This is a genomic window from Agrococcus beijingensis (assembly GCF_030758955.1).
GTDB classification, from domain to species: Bacteria; Actinomycetota; Actinomycetes; order Actinomycetales; family Microbacteriaceae; genus Agrococcus; species Agrococcus beijingensis.
Map to the genome: position 1 here is coordinate 1,081,837 of NZ_CP132360.1, position 19,508 is coordinate 1,101,344.

At 70.9% G+C, this 19,508-nt stretch carries 17 protein-coding genes and 2 tRNA genes; 17 read left to right on the top strand and 2 right to left on the bottom strand.

What is annotated here, in order from left to right; translation table 11 throughout:
* Window positions 1-92: 92 nt before the first annotated feature.
* The 15 genes from Q9250_RS05185 to Q9250_RS05255 all read left to right on the top strand — a co-directional run bounded on the left by Q9250_RS05185 (window position 93) and on the right by Q9250_RS05255 (window position 16,840).
* On the top strand, window positions 93-791 hold the full coding sequence (locus tag Q9250_RS05185; RefSeq protein ID WP_306233524.1) for a FadR/GntR family transcriptional regulator: 699 nt from the start codon (window positions 93-95) through the stop codon (window positions 789-791).
* Between the two features lie 102 nt (window positions 792-893).
* Window positions 894-2,297, top strand: coding sequence for a four-carbon acid sugar kinase family protein (locus Q9250_RS05190; RefSeq protein ID WP_306233525.1), 1,404 nt, complete (start codon window positions 894-896; stop codon window positions 2,295-2,297).
* A gap of 72 nt (window positions 2,298-2,369) precedes the next feature.
* Entirely contained in the window at window positions 2,370-3,290 is a 921-nt protein-coding gene (locus Q9250_RS05195; protein WP_306233526.1) for an NAD(P)-dependent oxidoreductase, read from the top strand.
* Window positions 3,290-4,720, top strand: coding sequence for a GntP family transporter (locus tag Q9250_RS05200; protein ID WP_306233527.1), 1,431 nt, complete (start codon window positions 3,290-3,292; stop codon window positions 4,718-4,720). Before Q9250_RS05195 ends, Q9250_RS05200 begins: the two co-directional genes overlap by 1 nt.
* A 277-nt stretch (window positions 4,721-4,997) precedes the next feature.
* Entirely contained in the window at window positions 4,998-7,061 is a 2,064-nt protein-coding gene (gyrB, locus tag Q9250_RS05205; RefSeq protein WP_306233528.1) for a DNA topoisomerase (ATP-hydrolyzing) subunit B, read from the top strand.
* 15 nt (window positions 7,062-7,076) lie between these two features.
* A complete protein-coding gene (gyrA, locus tag Q9250_RS05210; RefSeq protein WP_306233529.1) occupies window positions 7,077-9,764 on the top strand; it encodes a DNA gyrase subunit A in 2,688 nt (895 codons plus the stop codon).
* A complete protein-coding gene (locus Q9250_RS05215) occupies window positions 9,761-10,168 on the top strand; it encodes a DUF3566 domain-containing protein (protein WP_306233530.1) in 408 nt (135 codons plus the stop codon). Before gyrA ends, Q9250_RS05215 begins: the two co-directional genes overlap by 4 nt.
* Window positions 10,169-10,242: 74 nt before the next feature.
* Window positions 10,243-10,319, top strand: a tRNA-Ile gene (locus Q9250_RS05220).
* A 31-nt stretch (window positions 10,320-10,350) separates the two neighbouring features.
* Window positions 10,351-10,423: transfer RNA gene (locus tag Q9250_RS05225), tRNA-Ala, on the top strand.
* Between the two features lie 106 nt (window positions 10,424-10,529).
* Window positions 10,530-11,327, top strand: coding sequence for an SDR family oxidoreductase (locus Q9250_RS05230; RefSeq protein WP_306233531.1), 798 nt, complete (start codon window positions 10,530-10,532; stop codon window positions 11,325-11,327).
* 65 nt (window positions 11,328-11,392) lie between these two features.
* Entirely contained in the window at window positions 11,393-12,784 is a 1,392-nt protein-coding gene (locus Q9250_RS05235; RefSeq protein WP_306233532.1) for a threonine/serine exporter family protein, read from the top strand.
* Window positions 12,785-12,949: 165 nt separating this feature from the next.
* Window positions 12,950-14,173 (top strand): DUF2254 domain-containing protein, encoded by a 1,224-nt coding sequence (locus Q9250_RS05240; protein WP_422665079.1) that lies wholly within the window; start codon window positions 12,950-12,952, stop codon window positions 14,171-14,173.
* A 127-nt stretch (window positions 14,174-14,300) separates the two neighbouring features.
* The gene (locus tag Q9250_RS05245) at window positions 14,301-16,199 is read left to right on the top strand and encodes a BCCT family transporter (protein ID WP_306233534.1); all 1,899 of its coding nucleotides are present in this window, start codon (window positions 14,301-14,303) and stop codon (window positions 16,197-16,199) included.
* 17 nt (window positions 16,200-16,216) lie between these two features.
* Window positions 16,217-16,651, top strand: coding sequence for an NUDIX hydrolase (locus Q9250_RS05250; protein WP_306233535.1), 435 nt, complete (start codon window positions 16,217-16,219; stop codon window positions 16,649-16,651).
* A 3-nt stretch (window positions 16,652-16,654) separates the two neighbouring features.
* The gene (locus Q9250_RS05255; RefSeq protein ID WP_306233536.1) at window positions 16,655-16,840 is read left to right on the top strand and encodes a hypothetical protein; all 186 of its coding nucleotides are present in this window, start codon (window positions 16,655-16,657) and stop codon (window positions 16,838-16,840) included.
* A 121-nt stretch (window positions 16,841-16,961) separates the two neighbouring features.
* Here the strand turns inward: Q9250_RS05255 and Q9250_RS05260 are convergent, their stop codons facing one another.
* Window positions 16,962-17,561, bottom strand: coding sequence for a hypothetical protein (locus Q9250_RS05260; protein WP_306233537.1), 600 nt, complete (start codon window positions 17,559-17,561; stop codon window positions 16,962-16,964).
* Between the two features lie 141 nt (window positions 17,562-17,702).
* Here Q9250_RS05260 and Q9250_RS05265 point away from each other — a divergent pair, with 141 nt between their 5' ends.
* On the top strand, window positions 17,703-18,242 hold the full coding sequence (locus Q9250_RS05265) for a peptidylprolyl isomerase (RefSeq protein WP_306233538.1): 540 nt from the start codon (window positions 17,703-17,705) through the stop codon (window positions 18,240-18,242).
* Between the two features lie 90 nt (window positions 18,243-18,332).
* Complete coding sequence (locus Q9250_RS05270; RefSeq protein ID WP_306233539.1) at window positions 18,333-19,142, top strand: rhomboid family intramembrane serine protease; 810 nt, start codon at window positions 18,333-18,335, stop codon at window positions 19,140-19,142.
* Window positions 19,143-19,228: 86 nt separating this feature from the next.
* On the opposite strand, the gene Q9250_RS05275 is transcribed toward Q9250_RS05270, so the two are convergent.
* The gene (locus tag Q9250_RS05275) at window positions 19,229-19,492 is read right to left on the bottom strand and encodes a cell division protein CrgA (RefSeq protein WP_306233540.1); all 264 of its coding nucleotides are present in this window, start codon (window positions 19,490-19,492) and stop codon (window positions 19,229-19,231) included.
* Window positions 19,493-19,508 lie beyond the last annotated feature (16 nt).

Here is a 19,508-nt window from a genome sequence, read left to right on the forward strand (position 1 = left end):
TCCGCCCGCCCCTCGGTCGCGCCGCGAGCCCCTCGCCGGTGATCCTCCCGCGGTCGGTTACCCTGTCTGACAACAGGACTCGAGGAGGAGCCATGCCCAGGGCTTCGCGCACGCATGACGCCGTTGATCAGCTGCTGGACGCCATCATCGACGGCGCCCTCACCGCCGGCGAGCAGCTGCCGCCCGAAGGGGTGCTCGCGACCGAGTTCGGCGTCTCGCGGCTCACCATGCGCGAGGCGGTGCGCCTGCTGCAGGCGCAGGGCGTGATCGTGCAGGTGCCGGGCAGCCGGCACCGCATCGCGCAGGTCGCGGAGTGGACGGGCATGGATGCGGTGGTGCGGCATGCGCGCAGCGCCGGCCAGCGCCGGCAGTCGTCGCTCGAGCTGCTCGAGGTGCGCATGATGATCGAGACGGGCGCCGCTCAGCTGGCGGCCGAGCGCCGCACCGACGAGCACCTCGAGCAGCTGGAGGACGCGCTCGCCCGCATGGAGCAGCACCACGGCAGCGGCGATGTCGACGCGTTCGTGCAGGCCGACCTCGAGTTCCACGACCTGGTCATGCGCGCCGCCGACAACCGCATCCTGGTGGCTGCGCTGCTGCCGCTCACCTCGATGCTCACCGAGACCCGAGGCGAGACGAGCGCCGTGCTCGAGATCCGCGAGCACGCGATCGACGAGCACCGCAAGGTGCTCGAGTCGATCCGCTCCGGTGTCTCGGTGGCGGCCCGCGATGCGATGGCGAGCCACATGCAGCAGACGCGCGACGACCTGCTCTCGCTCGTGCTCGACTGAGCCTCGCCGACCGGGGCTTGACAGCCTGCGGCATTCTGCTCCACCATGTCTGATATCAGATCGCGCTACCGCTGGCGCTGATCCGCGGACAAGGGAGTTCTCGTGCACATCGATGCCCTGCTGGCCGACCTGCCGGCCTCGCTCGAGATCCCCGCGGCGGCCGTCGCCGCGGCGCGCAGCGACGACCTCGTCTTCGTGGTGCTCGACGACGACCCCACCGGCACGCAGTCGGTCGCCGGTCTGCCCGTGCTCACGCGCTGGGCTCCGGAGGATCTCGACTGGGGGCTCACCCAGGGCGCCCCAGCCGTCTACGTGCTGACCAACAGCCGCTCGCTGAGCGAGGCCGACGCCGCGAGCCGCAGCCGCGAGGTGGTCGAGGTCGCGATCGCCGCGGCCGCTCGGGCGGGCGTGCGCGTCTCGTTCGTCAGTCGCAGCGACTCGACGCTGCGCGGGCACTTCCCGCTCGAGACCGACGTGCTGAGCGCCGCGGCGGCCGAGCACGGCGGCGCCGCCCCGCATCTGACCGTGCTGGTGCCGGCCTTCCCCGACTCCGGCCGCATCACCGTCGACTCCGTGCACTACTGGGTCGTCGACGGCGAGGCCATCCCGGTGGGGGAGACGGCCTTCGCCGGCGACGCCACGTTCGGCTACCGCTCGTCGAACCTCCGCGACTGGGTGGAGGAGAAGACCGAGGGACGCATCCGCCGCGACGACGTCGCCGCCCTCACGATCGACATCATCCGCTCGGGGCCGGAGCGCGTGGCCGGGTTCCTGCGCGAGCTGCCGGCCGGCACCGTCGTCGCCGTCGACGTGGTCGACGAGCACGACATGCGCTGCGTCGCGCTCGCCCTGCACGCGCTCGAGCACGAGGGCATGGCATCGCTGCTGCGCATCGGACCGCCCTACCTGCGCGCCCACATCGGCCAGGAGATCGCCGCTCCCGTGACCGCCGACCGCATCGAGTTCGCGAACGCGCGCGGCGGCCTCGTCGTCGTCGGCAGCCACGTGCCGCTCACGACCGCGCAGCTCGAGGCCCTGCTGGCCGACCGCCCCGGCACCGTGACGGTCGAGCTCGACGTGCGCGCGCTCATCGACGACCGCCGCGAGGCGCACCTGAGCGCGCAGGCGGATGCGGTCGCCCGGGCCATCGCGTCGGGCACCGTGATCGTGCACACCAGTCGCGAGCTGGTCACCGGTCGCGACGGCGCCGAGAGCCTCGACATCTCCCGCCGCGTCTCGGCCGGACTCGTCGAGCTCGTCGCGCGGGTGCTCGAGCTCGCGCCCCCTCGCTTCGTCATCGCCAAGGGCGGCATCACCTCGAGCGACACCGCCTCCGAGGCGCTCGGCATCCGCCGGGCCATGGTCGTCGGCCCCATGCTGCCCGGCATCGTCTCGCTCTGGCAGCCGCAGGTCGGCCCGGCCGTCGGCATCCCCTACGTCGTCTTCGCGGGCAACGTCGGCACCACCGAATCCCTCGCGCTCGTCGTCCGCACGCTCGCGGACTGAGCCGATCCCGCGACCGCACCGACGCATCCGCACCTCTTCTCCATCACCGCACACCCACAGAACGGAACAGCCATGACCAGCAAAGTCGCCGTCATCGGGCTCGGCGCCATGGGACTCCCCATGGCGACGAGGCTCGCGCAGCGCTTCGACGTCTCCGGATTCGACATCGCCGAGCAGCGCCTGGCGCTCGCCGGCGAGCAGGGCGTCACCCCCGCCACCTCCGCGGCCGAGGCCGTCGCCGGTGCGCAGGCCGTCATCGTGGCCGTGCGCACCGGCGAGCAGCTGCGCGAGCTGCTCTTCGGCGAGCGCGGCTTCGCCGAGCACCTCGGCGACGGCGCCGTGGTGATCCTCACCAGCACGGTCGGCACCGACGGCATCGCCGAGATCGCCGAGCTGCTGCGTGCCTCGGGCGCGGCGCTCGTGGACGCGCCGCTCTCCGGCGGCCCGGTGCGCGCCGGCGAGGGCGACCTGCTCATCGTGGTGGGCGCGGAGCCCGCCGCGCTCGAGATCGCCAGGCCGGTGCTCGAGCAGCTCTCGTCGACCCTGTCGATCGTCGGCGATCGGCCCGGCCACGGCCAGGCGCTGAAGACGGTGAACCAGCTGCTGTGCGGCGTGCACATCGCCGCCGCTGCAGAGGCGCTCGCCCTCGCCGACGCGATGGGGCTCGACCAGGAGCGCACGCTCGAGGCGCTCACCGCAGGAGCCGCGAACTCGTTCATGCTCGGCAACCGCGGCCCGCGGTCGCTGCAGGCCTACGACGAGGAGGGCGCCGAGGTGCTCAGCCGCCTCGACATCTTCGTGAAGGACATGGGCATCGTCGGCGCGGCCGCGCGGGCCCACCACCTGGCGGCCCCGGTCGCCGCCGCCGCCGAGCAGCTGTTCCTGCTCGGCGAGGCCCAGGGCCTCGCCGCCCACGACGACTCCGCGGTCATCCGCGTCGTCGCCCCGGCTCGTCGGGCAGCAGCGGGCCGTCGCGGAGAGGCGGCGATCTGATGGAGTACCCCCTCGGCGTCTTGATCGCCATCGGCCTGGGCGGCATCGGCCTGCTGCTGCTGCTCATCATCAAGTTCAAGGTGCAGGCGTTCTACGCGCTGCTGCTCACCTCGATCGTGGTCGGCGTCGCCGCCGGCCTGCCGCTGACCACCGTCCCCGCCACCGACGACAGCCCCGAGCAGCTCGGCGTCATCCAGGCGATCATCGCCGGCGTCGGCGGCACGCTCGGCTCGGTCGCGGTGCTCGTCGCGCTCGGCTCGATGCTCGGCAAGATCATCGAGATCTCGGGCGGCGCGGAGTCGCTGGCCGGCAAGTTCACGAGCTGGCTGGGGCCGAAGCGCGTCGGCGTCGCCCTCACGGCGGCCGCGGCGATCCTGGCGATCCCGGTGTTCTTCGATGCCGGCTTCATCATCCTGATCCCGATCATCTACGCCTTCTCGAAGGCGGCGAAGGTCAGCCCGCTGAAGTTCGGCCTGCCGATCGCCGGCATCATGCTCGCAGTGCACGTGGCCGTGCCGCCGCACCCGGGCATCGTCGGCGGCGCCACCATCCTCGGCGCCGACATCGGCTGGGTCACGATCCTGTCGCTCGGCATCTCGATCCCGCTGGCCTTCGCCGCCTACGCGCTGGGCAAGTGGCTCAACCGCCGCGAGTACACGATGCTGCCCGCCACGAAGGCGATGTTCGACGCGTTCGGCACCGAGAGCGACACGTCGCTCAAGGGCAGCTCGCTCACCGCCGACGAGAAGGCGCCCAGCGCCTGGACCATCCTCGGCATCATCATCCTGCCGCTCGCCCTGATCATGGTCGGCACGACCGTGGCGCCCGCGTTCGAGAAGGGCACCTTCTGGAACGGCTTCCTGGCCATGATCGGCCAGCCGATCTTCGCGCTGATGGTGGCCATCGCGGTCGCGATGATCGCGCTGGGCCTGCGCCGCGGCTGGTCGGCGTCGCACCTCGGCGAGGTGATGGAGTCGGCGCTGCCCGCAGCTGCCGTCATCATCCTCGTCACCGGTGCCGGCGGCGCGTTCGGCCGCATCCTCACCGAGACCGGCATCGGCGGCGCGGTCGCCGACATCATGTCGGCGTCGGGCATGCCCGTGCTGCTGCTGGGCTTCCTGATCTCGCTGATCATGCGTGCCGCGCAGGGCTCGGCCACCGTGGCGATCACCACCGCGGCCGGCCTGCTGCTGCCGGCGGTCGCGGGCCTGGGGCTCGACCCGATCCACCTCGCCCTCTTCGCCGTCGCGATCGGCTACGGCGCGCTCGGCCTCAGCCACGTGAACGACTCGGGCTTCTGGATCGTGACGCGCTACCTGGGGCTGTCGGTGAAGGACGGCCTGCGCACCTGGACGGTCATGACGACCATCCTCGGCGTGCTCGGCTTCGCCCTCACCGCGGCCCTCTGGGTGCTCATCCCGATGGGCTGACGACCGTTCGGCGGATGCCGCACGACGGCCCGGGACCGAGAGGTCCCGGGCCGTCGTGGTTCTGAGCGGGGTATCCACCTCGATCCGTGACCGGCCCGCCGAGGCCCGTGAAGGCATCCAGGGGACCGAAACACCGATTCGGCGGGCTGTTCTGCCGTCGGAAGCCGCGATCGTCCCGCAGAGGCGCGTTCTGCACCATGTTCCACGGCCGTACGGGGTAGAATCGGAGGGTTGCGCGGCCACGTGTTGGCGGCGCGGAAGGCGGACGCGGAGAAGCATGGCGAACGAGCACGAGACACAGCCCGAGCACGAGCCGGCGAAGGAGCCGGTGCAGCAGCCCGAGCAGACGCGCGAGCAGCGGGAGCAGGGCGACTACGGCGCCGACCAGATCCAGATCCTCGAGGGTCTCGAGGCGGTGCGCAAGCGCCCGGGCATGTACATCGGCTCGACCGGCCCGCGCGGCCTGCACCACCTCGTCTACGAGATCGTCGACAACGCGGTCGACGAGGCGCTCGCCGGCCACTGCGACAGCATCGACGTCACGATCCTGCCCGACGGCGGCGTGCGCGTGACCGACAACGGGCGCGGCATCCCCGTCGACCCGCACTCGAGCGACCCGTCGAAGTCGACCGTCGAGGTGGTGCTGACCGTGCTGCACGCGGGCGGCAAGTTCGGCGGCGGCGGCTACGCGGTCTCCGGCGGCCTGCACGGCGTGGGCTCGTCGGTCGTGAACGCGCTGTCGTCGCGGCTCGAGGTCGAGATCAAGCGGCAGGGCCACGTGCACCGCCAGGCCTTCAGGGTCGGCGAGCCCGAGGCCGCGCTCGTCACCGGAGAGGCCACGGACGAGACCGGCACGACCCTCACCTTCTGGCCGAGCACCGAGATCTTCGAGACCGTCGAGTTCGACTACGAGACGCTCGCGAAGCGGTTCCAGCAGATGGCGTTCCTCAACAAGGGCCTGCGCATCGCCATCCTCGACCAGCGCCCCGAGGCGGTCGTCGAGGTCGACGCCGACGGCGCCGACGAGGCGACCGTGCAGCGCTCCGACGAGTTCCTGTACGAGCAGGGCCTGAAGGACTACGTCGCCTACCTGAACGAGTCGAAGCGGGCCGAGGCCGTGCATCCCGAGATCATCGACTTCGAGTCGGAGGACACGGAGCGCCGGATCTCGGTCGAGATCGCGATGCAGTGGACCACCTCCTACCAGGAGGCCGTCTACACCTACGCGAACACGATCAACACGCACGAGGGCGGCACGCACGAGGAGGGCTTCCGCGCCGCGCTCACCACCCTCGTCAACAAGTACGCACGGCAGACGAACCTGCTGAAGGAGAAGGACGAGAACCTCTCGGGCGAGGATGTCCGCGAGGGCCTGACCGCGATCGTCTCGGTGAAGCTGGGCGAGCCCCAGTTCGAGGGCCAGACGAAGACGAAGCTCGGCAACACCGAGGCGAAGTCGTTCGTGCAGAAGGTGACCGGCGAGGAGCTCGGACACTGGTTCGAGTCGAATCCCGCGATGGCGAAGGAGATCGTCCGCAAGGCGCTCGGCGCCGCGACCGCGCGCATCGCCGCGCGGAAGGCGCGCGAGCAGACGCGCCGCAAGGGCCTGCTCGAGTCGGCCGGCATGCCGGGCAAGCTCAAGGACAACCAGTCGAAGGATCCGACCATCTCGGAGATCTTCATCGTCGAGGGCAACTCGGCAGGCGGCTCCGCGGTGCAGGGGCGCAACCCCTACACGCAGGCGATCCTGCCGTTGCGCGGCAAGGTGCTGAACGTCGAGAAGGCGCGCCTCGACCGCGCGCTCGGCAACGCCGAGATCCAGTCGATGATCACCGCGTTCGGCGCGGGGCTCGGCGAGGACTTCGACCCCGAGAAGGCCAGGTACCACAAGATCGTGCTGATGGCCGATGCCGACGTCGACGGCCAGCACATCACCACGCTGCTGCTGACGCTGCTGTTCCGCTACATGCGGCCGCTCATCGACCTCGGCTACGTCTACCTGGCCGCGCCGCCGCTCTACAAGATCAAGTGGACGAACGCCGACCACGAGTACGCCTACAGCGACCGCCAGCGCGACGAGATGATCGCCGCGGGCACGGCCGCCGGCCGCCGCATCCCGAAGGACAACGGCGTGCAGCGCTACAAGGGTCTGGGCGAGATGAACTACTCGGAGCTGTGGGAGACGACCATGGATCCCGACACCCGCACGCTCAAGCAGGTGACCCTCGACGATGCCGCCGTGGCCGACGCGATCTTCTCGACCCTCATGGGCGAGGACGTCGAGGCCCGCCGCACCTTCATCCAGAAGAACGCCCGCGACGTCCGCTTCCTGGACATCTGAGGCTGAGAGAGCAGCATGACTGACGAGACGACTCCCGCGGCCGAGCCCTTCGACCGCGACGCCCCCAACCACGGCGCCATCGAGCAGGTCGACCTGCAGCTCGAGATGCAGCGCTCCTACCTCGACTACGCGATGAGCGTGATCGTCGGGCGCGCGCTGCCCGAGGTGCGCGACGGCATGAAGCCCGTGCACCGTCGCGTGATCTACGCGATGTACGACGGCGGCTACCGCCCCGACAAGGCATTCTCGAAGTGCTCGCGCGTCGTCGGCGACGTGATGGGGCAGTTCCACCCGCACGGCGACTCGGCGATCTACGACGCGCTCGTGCGCCTGGTGCAGCCGTGGTCGATGCGCTACCCGCTCGCGCTCGGCCAGGGCAACTTCGGCTCGGCCGGCGACGACGAGGCGGCGGCGCCCCGGTACACCGAGACGAAGATGTCGCAGCTCTCCATGGAGATGGTGCGCGACATCGACGAGGACACCGTCGACTTCCAGGACAACTACGACGGCCGCACGCAGGAGCCCTCGGTGCTGCCCGCCCGGTTCCCGAACCTGCTCGTCAACGGCTCGGTCGGCATCGCCGTCGGCATGGCCACGAACATCCCGCCGCACAACCTGCGCGAGGTGGCCGCGGGCGCGATCTGGCACCTCGAGCACCCGGATGCGTCGAAGGAGGAGCTGCTGGAGGCCCTCCTCGAGCGCATCCAGGGCCCCGACTTCCCGACCGGGGCGCAGATCCTCGGCACCAAGGGCATCCAGGAGGCGTACCGCACCGGCCGCGGCTCCATCACGATGCGGGCCGTCGTGAACGTCGAGGAGGTGCAGGGCCGCACCGCGCTCGTCATCACCGAGCTGCCGTACCAGGTGAACCCCGACCGCCTCGCGGTGCGCGTCGCCGACCTGGTCAAGGACGGCAAGCTGCAGGGCATCGCGAACATCGAGGACCAGACCTCGGGACGCACCGGCCAGCGCCTCGTCATCACGATCAAGCGCGACGCGGTCGCGAAGGTCGTGCTCAACAACCTCTACAAGCACACGCAGCTGCAGGAGAACTTCGGCGCGAACATGCTGGCGATCGTCGACGGCGTGCCCCGCACGCTCTCGATCGACGGCTTCATCACGCACTGGGCCGACCACCAGGTCGAGGTCATCGTGCGGCGCACGCAGTTCCGCCTCGCCAAGGCCGAGAAGCGCATGCACACGCTCGAGGGCTACCTGAAGGCGCTCGACGCGCTCGACGAGGTCATCGCGCTGATCCGCCGCTCGGCGACCACCGAGGTCGCGCGCGAGGGGCTCATGGAGCTGCTCGACGTCGACGAGGGCCAGGCGACCGAGATCCTCGAGCTGCAGCTGCGCAAGCTGGCCGCCCTCGAGCGCCAGAAGATCCAGGACGAGGCCGACGAGCTGACCGTCATGATCGCCGACTACAAGGACGTGCTGGCCAAGCCGGCGCGCCAGCGCGAGATCATCGTCGACGAGCTGCGCGAGATCGTCGCGAAGCACGGCGACGACCGCCGCACCGAGATCATGCACGGCTACGGCGGCGACGTCTCGATGGAGGACCTGATCCCCGAGGAGCAGGTCGTCGTCAGCCTGACGACCGGCGGCTACATCAAGCGCACGCGCATCGACCAGTACCGGGCGCAGCACCGCGGCGGCAAGGGCGTGCGCGGCGCGCAGCTGCGCAGCGACGACGTGGTCGAGCACTTCAGCGTCAACTCGACGCACGACTACATGCTGTTCTTCACGAACCTCGGCCGCGTGTACCGCATGAAGGCCTACGAGATCGTCGAGGCCGGTCGCGACGCGAAGGGCCAGCACGTCGCGAACCTGCTCGCGTTCCAGCCCGACGAGAAGGTGCAGACCGTCCTCACGCTGCGCAGCTACGACGCGGCAGAGTACCTGGTGCTCGCGACGCAGCAGGGCCAGGTGAAGAAGACGCGGCTCGAGCTGTACGACACGAACCGCACAGGCGGCATCATCGCGATCAACCTCGCCGACGACGACCGGCTCATCTCGGCGATGCTCGCGAACTCCGACGACGAGATCCTCGTGGTCACGAAGCTCGGCCGTGCGGCCCGCTTCCAGGCGACCGACGAGGCGCTGCGCCCGATGGGCCGCAACACCGGCGGCGTGCGCGGCATCCGCCTGAAGCAGGGCGACCAGGCGCTCGCCGCGATGGTGATCGGCGACGAGGGCTACGTGTTCGTCGTCACCGAGCAGGGCTTCGGCAAGAAGACCGAGGTCGCAGGCTACCCGTCGAAGGGCCGCGGCACGCAGGGCGTGCTCACGTTCGCCTCGGGCGACCACGACCGCGGCGCCCTGGTCGGCGCGACGATCGTGCACGACGGCGACGAGCTGCTGCTGATCCGCTCCTCGGGCAAGGTGATCCGCTCGAGCGTCGACGAGGTCGAGGCCCGCGGCCGCACGACCATGGGTGTGCAGTTCGCCGAGCGCTCGACCACCGACCTGGTGATCTCGATCGCGCGCAACGTCGAGGAGGACGTGGAGGTCGAGGCCCCGACCGACGCGCCCGCCCCGGCCGACGCGCCCGCCCCGGCCGACGCATCCGCCCCGTCTGACGCATCCGCCCCGTCTGACGCATCCGCCCCGGAGGTCGCCCCGGGCGATGCCGCTATCGTGGACGCCACGGATGCGGCGCCCGCCGACGCCGCGGATGCCACCGAGGAGGACGACGCATGAGCATCGCCGAGAAGCTCCAGAGCAAGTCGCCTCGGCGCGGCGGATCGAGCAAGCAGGTGCGCCTGCGGCTCGTGCACATCGACTTCTGGTCGGCCATGAAGGTGTCGGCGATCCTCGGCGTCGTGCTCGGCGTCGTGCAGGTGGTCATCGTCTTCGTGATGTGGACCCTGCTGCAGGTCGTCGGGCTGTTCGGCAAGATCGACGAGGTGATGCAGGACATCCTCGCCGACCCGGAGTTCGCGATCACGACGCTCCTGTCGCTGCCCCAGGTGATGATGTTCACGCTGCTGGTCGCCGTGCTGAACTTCGTGGTCATCACCGTGCTCGGCGCGGTCATCGCGGTGCTCTACAACCTGTCGGTCCGCCTCACGGGCGGACTGCAGGTCGGCTTCGCGAACCAGTGACCCTCCAGCGGCGTCGCTGACGGCGCCGTGTTGGGAAGAAGCCCTGCATCGTGGTAGCATCGATGCTTGTGCTTGGGGCTATAGCTCAGGCGGTTAGAGCGCTTCGCTGATAACGAAGAGGTCCATGGTTCGAGTCCATGTAGCCCCACCAAGCACATCCTCCCAAGGCATGCAGATGCCGCGGGGCCTTAGCTCAGTTGGTAGAGCGCCTGCTTTGCAAGCAGGATGTCGGGAGTTCGATTCTCCCAGGCTCCACACCCAGCCCCGACCTCGGTCGGGGCTTCGTGCTTCTCCGGGCTCGTTCAGGATCGCGGGCTACCGTGGCGCCTCCGCAGCAGAGCGACACTCCGGAGGTCTCGCCATGGGCTTCGATCCGCGCACCGCCATCGTCACCGGCTCCGACTCGGGCATCGGCCGTGCGACCGCCGTCGCGCTCGCCAGGGCCGGCCTCGACATCGGCATCACCTGGCATCGCGACGAGGCGGGCGCCGAGCGCACCGCCGCCGAGGTGCGCGAGCATGGGCGCCGCGCCGAGGTGGCTCGGCTCGACACCACCGAGCTGCAGCGCGTCGGTGCGGTCGTCGACGACCTGGCCGGGCGGCTCGGCGGCGTCGACGTGCTCGTCAACAGCTCCGGCACGGGTGGGAGCACGGCGTTCCTCGAGCTGTCGACCGACGAGTGGCGGCAGATCGTGGCGACCGACCTCGACGGTGCGTTCGTCTGCCTCCAGGCGGCAGCGCGGCACATGGTCGACGCTGGGCGCGGCGGCCGGCTGATCGCCGTCACGAGCGTGCACGAGCACCAGCCGCGGGTCGGCTCCAGCGCCTACGACGCCGCCAAGCACGGGCTCGGCGGGCTGATCAAGACCATCGCCCTCGAGCTCGGCGAGCACGGCATCACCGCCAACAGCGTGGCGCCGGGTGAGATCGCGACGCCCATGACCGGGCAGGAGGACGTGGATCCCCACGGCGAGGATCGCCCCGGCGTGCCGCTCGGGCGCCCGGGCGATGCGCGCGAGGTCGCGGCGGTCATCGCATTCCTCGCGTCGGCGGAGGCCGCCTACGTGACCGGTGCCTCCTGGGTGGTCGACGGCGGGATGCTGCAGATGGGTCCGCAGGCCGGATCGCACCTGCAGAGCGGGGAGTGGCGCAAGGCCTGAGCCGCCTCGAGCACTGCCCGTCTGCGTGCCCCGCCACGTCCCGGCGGGATGCGAGGATGGACGGGATGGAGGAGCGCAGGGACTGGCGGAAGCGCATCGCGCGCGCGATCCGCACCGACCCCGCTTCGCGCCCGATGACCGAGGCGCTGCTCACGATCGACGAGGTGCACGCCCGCAAGGTCATCGACCTCGCGATGCGCATCGCCGAGGCGCTCACGACGGTCGGCGCATCCGCCAACGACGTCGTGCTCGCCACCACGCGCGTGGCCGGGGCGCTCGGCATCCGGCCCGTGCACATCGACGTGACCTACAACTCGATCGGCGTCTCCTACCACCGCAACAACGACGACCTGCCGATCACGCTGCTGCGGGTCGTGCGCGCGCCGGTGCCCGACCACGCCAAGCTGCAGCGGCTGCAGGCGCTCGTCGCCGAGATCGAGGGCGGCCTCGAGCTCGAGCAGGCGCGTGCGCGCTTCCACGCGATCCGCCGCACGCCGTTCATGTACCGCCCGACCTTCGTGGTGCTGGCGCAGGGCATGCTCTCCGTCGGCGTCACGATCCTGTTCGGCGCCTCGTGGATGATCGGTGTCATCGCCTTCATCGCCGCATGCGCCGCGGCGCTCGTGCAGCGCGGCATGGCGCGGCTGCGCGTGCCGTTCTTCTTCTCGCAGATCGTGGGCGCGCTGGTGGTGACCGCGGCGGCCGCGGGCACGGGCGCACTGGCCCAGCTGGGCGTGCCGATGCTCGAGGAGGTGCGGCCCTCGATCATCGTCGCCGCCGGCATCGTGCTCATGCTCGCCGGCCTCTCGGTGGTCGGCGCCGCGCAGGACGCCATCGACGGGTTCGCGCTCACCGCGGGCGGGCGCATCCTCGAGCTGACCATGGCCACGCTCGGCGTCGTGATCGGCATCACCACCGGCCTGTCGCTCGCGCGATCGCTGGGCATGGGATTCATCGTCACGAGCGACGCCCCGGCGCTCGGCGCGCTGCCGCTGCAGGTGACCGGCGCCATCATCATCGCCGTGACGGTCGCGATCATGAACGGCGCGGGGCTGCGCACGACGATCATCAGCGCCGTGCTCGGCGGCCTGGCCTGGGCCGGGTACACGGCAGCCTTCGCCGCAGGCGTCGGCACCGCGGTGGCGAGCGCGGCCGGTGCGCTGCTGGCCAGCTTCGTCGGCATCGTGGTCGCGCACCGGCTGCACGTGCCCTCGATCGCGGTCACCACGGCGGCGATCGTGCCGCTGGTGCCCGGCTACGCGGTCTTCCGCGGACTGCTCGAGCTCGTCGAGTCCGACGGCACGCCCGCGAGCCTCGTGCTGGGCTTCGCAACCCTGATCGGCGCCGGCGCGATCGGTCTCGGCCTCGCGTCGGGCGCCTCGCTCGGGCTCTTCCTGGGCGCGCCGATCCGCGACTCCGTCGAGAGCCGGATGCGCGGCCGCGGTCGCGCGCGCTGAGCCGGGCCGCCGCACGGCGTACCGTGTGCTGAGCGGCCAGCGCCGAGCGAGAGGACGACCATGCACGACGATGCCACGCGGGGCACCGCCGAGTTGCGCACGTTGCCGCAAGCACGCTCGATCAGCGGTTGGGATCGGGTGTGGCGACCGTTCTGGGTGCTCCCCATGGTGATCGTCGCGGCCGCGCTGCTCGCCGGCTACCTCGTGCCTGAGCTGGATCGCGCCGCGAGCGACGATCTCCCCTATGTCTTCCCGGGCGGTCCCAGCGGCGCGCGCGACATGCTGGGCACGATCGCCGGGGCGATGATCTCGGTGACCGGCCTGGTGTTCTCCATCACGATGGTCGTGGTGCAGCTGGCGAGCAGCCAGTACAGCCCGCGTGTGCTCGGTGACTTCCTTGCCAGCCGCGTGACGCAGCTGACCCTCGGTGTCTTCGCCGCCAGCTTCACCTACGCCCTGACCGTGCTCCGATCGGTCCGTGGCGAGTCAGGCGACGGGGGCTCGTTCGTGCCGCAGCTCGCCGTCACGCTCGCGTTCCTGCTCGTGCTCGCGAGCGTGGGCATGTTCCTCGCGTTCATCCACCACATCACGAACTCGATCCAGGTGTCGTCGATCGTGTCGCAGCTGGGGAACGCGACGGTCGACGTGGTCGACCGCTACTTCCCGGTGCCCGCGACAGGAGACGCCCGGCCGCGCCAGGACGACGGGGAGCCGCACGAGGGGATGCTCGCCCAGTGCATCCAGGCTCGCGAGCACGGCGCTGTCGTCGAGCTCGATCACCACCGGCTCGTCGAGCGGGCGACGGAGCACGACGTGATCATCGAGGTGCTGCTGCAGGTCGGCGCCTTCGCGGCAGAGGGGCAGCCTGCGCTGCGGATCTGGCGGCACGCGACGGCTGCGCCCCTCGGGGAGGCGCATCTCGACGCACTGCGCAGCCTCGTGGTCGTCGAGCAGGATCGGATCCTGAACCAGGATCCGGCGTTCGGCGTGCGGAAGCTGGTCGACATCGCGGAGCGAGCGCTCTCCCCAGCGGTCAACGACCCCACGACCGCCGTGCAGGTGCTCGACGAGGTGCACCGCATCCTGCGGACGACGGTGACGCGGCAGGATCTGCCCGCGCTGGTGTCGAGCGCGGGATCGCTGCGGCTCATCCACCGACCGCAGCGGGTGGAGCAGCTCGTCGACCTGGCGCTCGCCGAGCCGCTGCACTACGGCGAGGGCTCGCTCCAGGTGCCTCGCCGCGTGGAGGTGATGCTCGTCGATCTGCGAGACGTCGCGCTGCCCGAGCATCGACCGCCGATCGATCGCTGGCTCGCACGTGCCCGCGCGATCATCGCACGCCAAGGAGAGCACGAGGGCCGGGCGAGCGGTCCGCGCACGGCGTCGTGATCTGCGCCGCGCTCGTCACCGTCGCCGGCTCGTGCCGCCACCGCTTCGCGCCACGCCGGCATCGCGACTAGCGTGATGCGCAGTCGAGGCGGCTTCGCCGTCTGATGGATCGAGCGGAGGACCTGCGATGAGCACGACTCGAGGCGACGACGACAAGGCGCGGAAGGCCCTGCGCGGCCGGCTGCCGCGTCGACCCCGGCCGCTGCATCCGGCGCTCGACGTGCCACCGGTGCCCGCGAAGGAGGCCCAGCGGCGCCCGCTCGACCGGGTCGTGTTCGGGATCGCCGCCGCCGTCGCGCTCGCCTTCGTGGTGTGGGGGATCATCTCGACGGAGTCGCTCGGCGCCGCCTCGGCCGCCGGCGTCGACTGGGTGGTGACGAACACCGGCTGGCTGTTCGCCCTCGCGGCCTCCGGCTTCGTGATCTTCATCATCTGGATCGCAGCGAGCCGCTTCGGGCGGATCCCGCTCGGCGACGACGGCGAGGATCCCGAGTTCAGCACCGTGTCGTGGATCGCGATGATGTTCTCGGCCGGCATGGGCATCGGCCTGGTGTTCTTCGGGGTCACCGAGCCGGTGAGCCACTTCGTCACGCCGCCGCCGGGCACCGAGGGCGGCACCGACGCGCAGACGGTGCGCACCGCGATGGCGACGACGATGTTCCACTGGTCGCTGCACCCGTGGGCGATCTACGCCGTCGTCGGGCTGGCGCTCGCCTACAGCGTGTTCCGCAAGCGGCGTGCGCTCACGATCTCGTCCTCGTTCACGTCGCTGTTCGGCGCCCGCACCGTCGAGGGACCCATCGGCCGGGCGATCGACATCTTCGCGATCTTCGCGACGCTGTTCGGCTCGGCGACCTCGCTCGGCCTGGGAGCGCTGCAGATCGGCTCCGGGCTCGAGATCGTGTCGGGCCTCGGCGAGCTGGGCAACGGGGCGCTGGTCGCGATCATCGCGGTGCTGACGGCCGCGTTCGTCGTCTCGGCCGTCTCGGGCGTCTCGCGCGGCATCAAGTGGCTCTCGAACATCAACATGGTGCTCGCGGGCGTGCTCGCGCTGTTCGTGTTCGTCATCGGCCCGACCGTCTTCATCCTCAACCTGGTGCCGACCACCGTCGGCGGCTACCTCGAGCAGCTGGCCACGATGGCGGCGCGCACCGAGGCCGCCACGACGCCCGAGACCGCCGCGTGGCTCTCCGGCTGGACGATCTTCTACTGGGCCTGGTGGGTCAGCTGGACGCCGTTCGTCGGCATGTTCATCGCACGCATCTCGCGCGGCCGCACGATCCGGCAGTTCGTGACCGGCGTGCTGCTCGTGCCCACGATCGTCTCGCTCGTCTGGTTCGCCATCTTCGGCGGCCTCGGCATCGACCTCGAGCTGAACGGCGTCGACCTCGGCAGCAGCGGCACCCCGGAGTCGACCCTCTTCACCGCGCTGGCCGAGCTGCCCTTCGCCCAGGTCACGGCGATCGTGGTGATGGTGCTCGTCGGCATCTTCTTCATCTCGGGCGCCGACGCCGCCTCGATCGTGATGGGCACGCTGTCGCACCGCGGCTCGCTGCGGCCGTCGCGCCCGACCGTGGTCTTCTGGGGCATCGCCACCGGCGGCGTGGCCGCGATCATGCTGCTCATCGGCGGCGAGGATGCGCTGACCGGGCTCCAGCAGGTCACCATCGTGGCCGCGCTGCCGTTCGTGGTGATCATGATCGGCATGGCGGTGGCGCTGACGAAGGACCTCTCGCAGGATCCGGTGGTCGTGCGCCGCGCCTACGCCGTCGCCGCGGTCGAGCAGGCGGTCGTCGCGGGCGTCACCGAGCACGGCGACGACTTCCAGCTGACCGTCGAGCAGACCCGGCCGGGGGAGGGCGTCGGCGAGCTGGTGCCGACCCAGCCGATCGAGCCGACCGCGTCGCCCTCGGATCCCGCGCCCCGGCCGGATGCGCCGGGCTGGCGCGGCGTCGACCGCGAGGCGGCCGAGCGGGAGCGGGCGGCGGAGCCCCAGGCGGAGGCGCCCCGCTCGGACGCGCCCTGACGCCGTAGGATGGCCAGATGCGCATGCGAGTGGCGGCCTACGCCCTGATCACCCGGGGCGAGGGCGACGCGCGCGAGATCCTGCTCCCGCACTGGCACGAGGGCGGCATGGCCGGCTGGACCCTGCCCGGCGGCGGCGTCGAGCCCGGCGAGCACCCCGCCGCGGGAGCGGTCCGCGAGGTCAAGGAGGAGACCGGCTACGACGTGCGGCTCACGAGCCTGCTGGGCGTCGACTCCGCGGTCGTGCCGACCAGCACGCGCGGCGACGAGATGCAGGCGCTGCGGATCCTCTACCGCGCCGAGGTGACGGGCGGCGAGCTCACGGTCGAGGTCGACGGCACCACCGACGACGTCGCCTGGCACGCGCTCGCCGACGTGCCGGCGCTCCGCCACGTGCACGCGGTCGACTGGGCGCTGCGCCACCTCGACGACGCCGGATCACCGCTGCGCTGACCCATGCCACCACTCGTCATCCTCGGCCTCGGCCTCATGGTCGTCTCCTGCGTCGTCAGCGGCTTCGACGCCATCCGCACGATGCGGCACGGCCGCGAACCCGAGCGGCGCATGCGCGCCTTCCTGCTCGCCGCCGGGCTGCTGGTCGGCGGCGGCGTCATGGTCGCGGTCGGCCTCGCGATCGGCTGATCGCGCCGCCATCGCATCGACGGCGACGAACCGGCCGTGACGAGCACCGGCCACGATGTGCGCCGAGCATGACGAAGGCCCCCGCCGCAGCGGGGGCCTTCGTCATGCGTTCGTGCGCGGGTCAGGCCTGCGGGGCGCCGGCCTCGGGGCCGTCGGCGAGCCCGCCGGAGGGCTGATCGACCGGGCGCGGCGGGGCGTCGATCGCGCTGTCCTCGGCGTCGGGGATCCAGAGGTCGTCGTCGGCGCGCAGCGTCTGCCAGGCGGCGTACGCGGCGCTGGCGACGGCGACGGCGCCGACGCCGATGAGGAGCCACTGGAAGGCGTTGGGGCCGGACTTCACCTGGTGCGCGGGCGAGACCTCGGGGACGGTGGCGTAGCGGCGCACCTTCTCGATCGCGTCCTGCACGCGGTCGTCCTTCGCGATCTGGGCCATCGCGGCGAACGAGCCGAGGCCCGTGGCGATCGCGGGCACCACCGAGCTGTTCCAGCCGTGGGTGGCCTTCGAGAGCGAGTCGCGGCCGACGTCGACGCCGCGGTGCACCACGCGCTCGGCGGCGGGCCGCAGCGACTCGTTGCCGTAGGCGCGCGCCTGCGAGCGGGCCTCGCGCGCGATCTCGGCCGCGTGGGTGTTCACCACGCGCTGCTCCGCCATCAGCTGGTCGGCCTTCTTGCGGAGCTTCTTGAGCTGCTTCGCGCGCTTGCGCGTCAGTTCGAGCGACATGTCTGTCCTTCCGTCGTGGAGCCTGCGCGTCATCCTTGCAGGTTTTCCTGAGCGAGTCACCCAGTGCCGAACGGTTTCGCTGTCGTCGAACGCAGGTCGATCGGGCGCCCCCCGACAGGGGTGCTGTGGGAGGATCGAGCCATGGCTCATCACACCGCTGTCGCGACGATCCGCACCAATCTCGGCGAGATCAAGGTCAACCTCCTCGGCGACCACGCCCCCAAGACCGTGCAGAACTTCGTCGAGCTCGCCTCCGGCGCTCGCGAGTGGCAGCACCCGAAGACCGGTGAGAAGAGCACCGCGCCGCTCTATGACGGCGTCATCTTCCACCGCATCATCCCCGACTTCATGATCCAGGGCGGCGACCCGCTCGGCCAGGGCACCGGCGGCCCCGGCTACGAGTTCGACGACGAGATCCACCCCGACCTGCGCTTCGACGCGCCCTACGTGCTCGCCATGGCCAACGCCGGCAAGCGCGCGGGCCGCGGCACCAACGGCTCGCAGTTCTTCATCACCACCATCCCGACGCCGTGGCTGCAGGGCAAGCACACCATCTTCGGCCTCGTCGAGGACGAGGCGTCGCAGAAGGTCGTCGACGCCATCCAGGCCGTGCCGACCGACGGCCGCGACAAGCCGCTCGACGACGTCGTCATCGAGTCGGTCGAGATCGCCCAGGCCTGAGTCCGGCCCTCGGACCGGTCCCGCGACCACACCGTGACGTCCGCATCGCCGGCAGATCGCTGCTACCGGCACCCTGACAGGGTCAGCTGGGTGCTCTGCCAGCGCTGCGGGCGCACCATCTGCGGCGAGTGCCAGCAGCAGTCGCCCGTCGGCGCGCGCTGCCCCGAGTGCGTGCGCGAGCTCGCCGCCGAGCAGCGCACCCGCGTCAAGCAGATGCGGGTCGCCACCGGCGCGCCGCGCACCGGTGTGGGCCGACAGGTGCGGCGCTGGCTCGGCCAGCCCGCGCCGGTCACGATCGCGCTGGTCGCGGTGACCGCGCTCATCGGCGTGCTGCAGATCCTGCCGGGCAGCCTGTCGGGGCAGCTGCTGTACTTCCTCGGCTACTCCTTCAGCGAGCCGTGGCGCTTCGTCACCTACGCGCTGGTGCACGCGACGCCGCTGCACTTCGCGTTCAACATGCTCATCCTGTGGATGATCGGCCCCTCGATCGAGCAGCGCATCGGCAGGCTGCCGTTCCTCGCCGCCTACATCGTCAGCGCGGTCGGTGCCGCGGTCGCGGTGGCCTGGTTCACGCCCGCGACCGCCGTGGTGGGCGCCTCGGGCGCGATCTACGGGCTCTTCGGCATGGCGATCGGCATGCAGCGCATGCTCGGGCGGGTGCAGCCGTCGCTGCTCATCATCGTCGGCATCAACCTGGTGATCACCTTCACCTTCGGCGGCATCTCCTGGCCGGCGCACGTCGGCGGGCTCGCCATCGGCCTCGGGCTCGGCTTCGGCATCGGTGCGGTGCACCAGCGGATGCGCGGGGATCAGACGACCAAGGCGGCCTGGCTGGTCATCGGCGGCGTCGCGCTCGTCGTGGCGGCCCTGTTCGCGGCGCGGATCGCGACCATCTTCTGAGCCGCGGTGACGCGGCAACGGCCGCAGCGCATCCGGTTCTCCACAGTTCTCTCCACAGCTGTGGAGAATGACATGGGTGTAGTTCGCTACTTCCAGCGGGTGGTCATGATGAACCCGATGAACATCACGCCGAAGCCGATGACGATGTTCCACGAGCCCAGCTGGGGCACGGGCAGCGTCGTGCCCGAGATGTAGTACACGATCACCCAGAGGAAGCCCACCAGCATGAAGCCGAACATCACCGGCTTGAACCAGGCTGGATTGCGCTGCTCGTCGTGTGGCGAGCGCTCCTTGCCCTTGGCGGACCGGGCCTTGCTCTGGGCCTTCTCGACCGACTTCTCGCTGCTCATGGCTCCCAATCGTAAT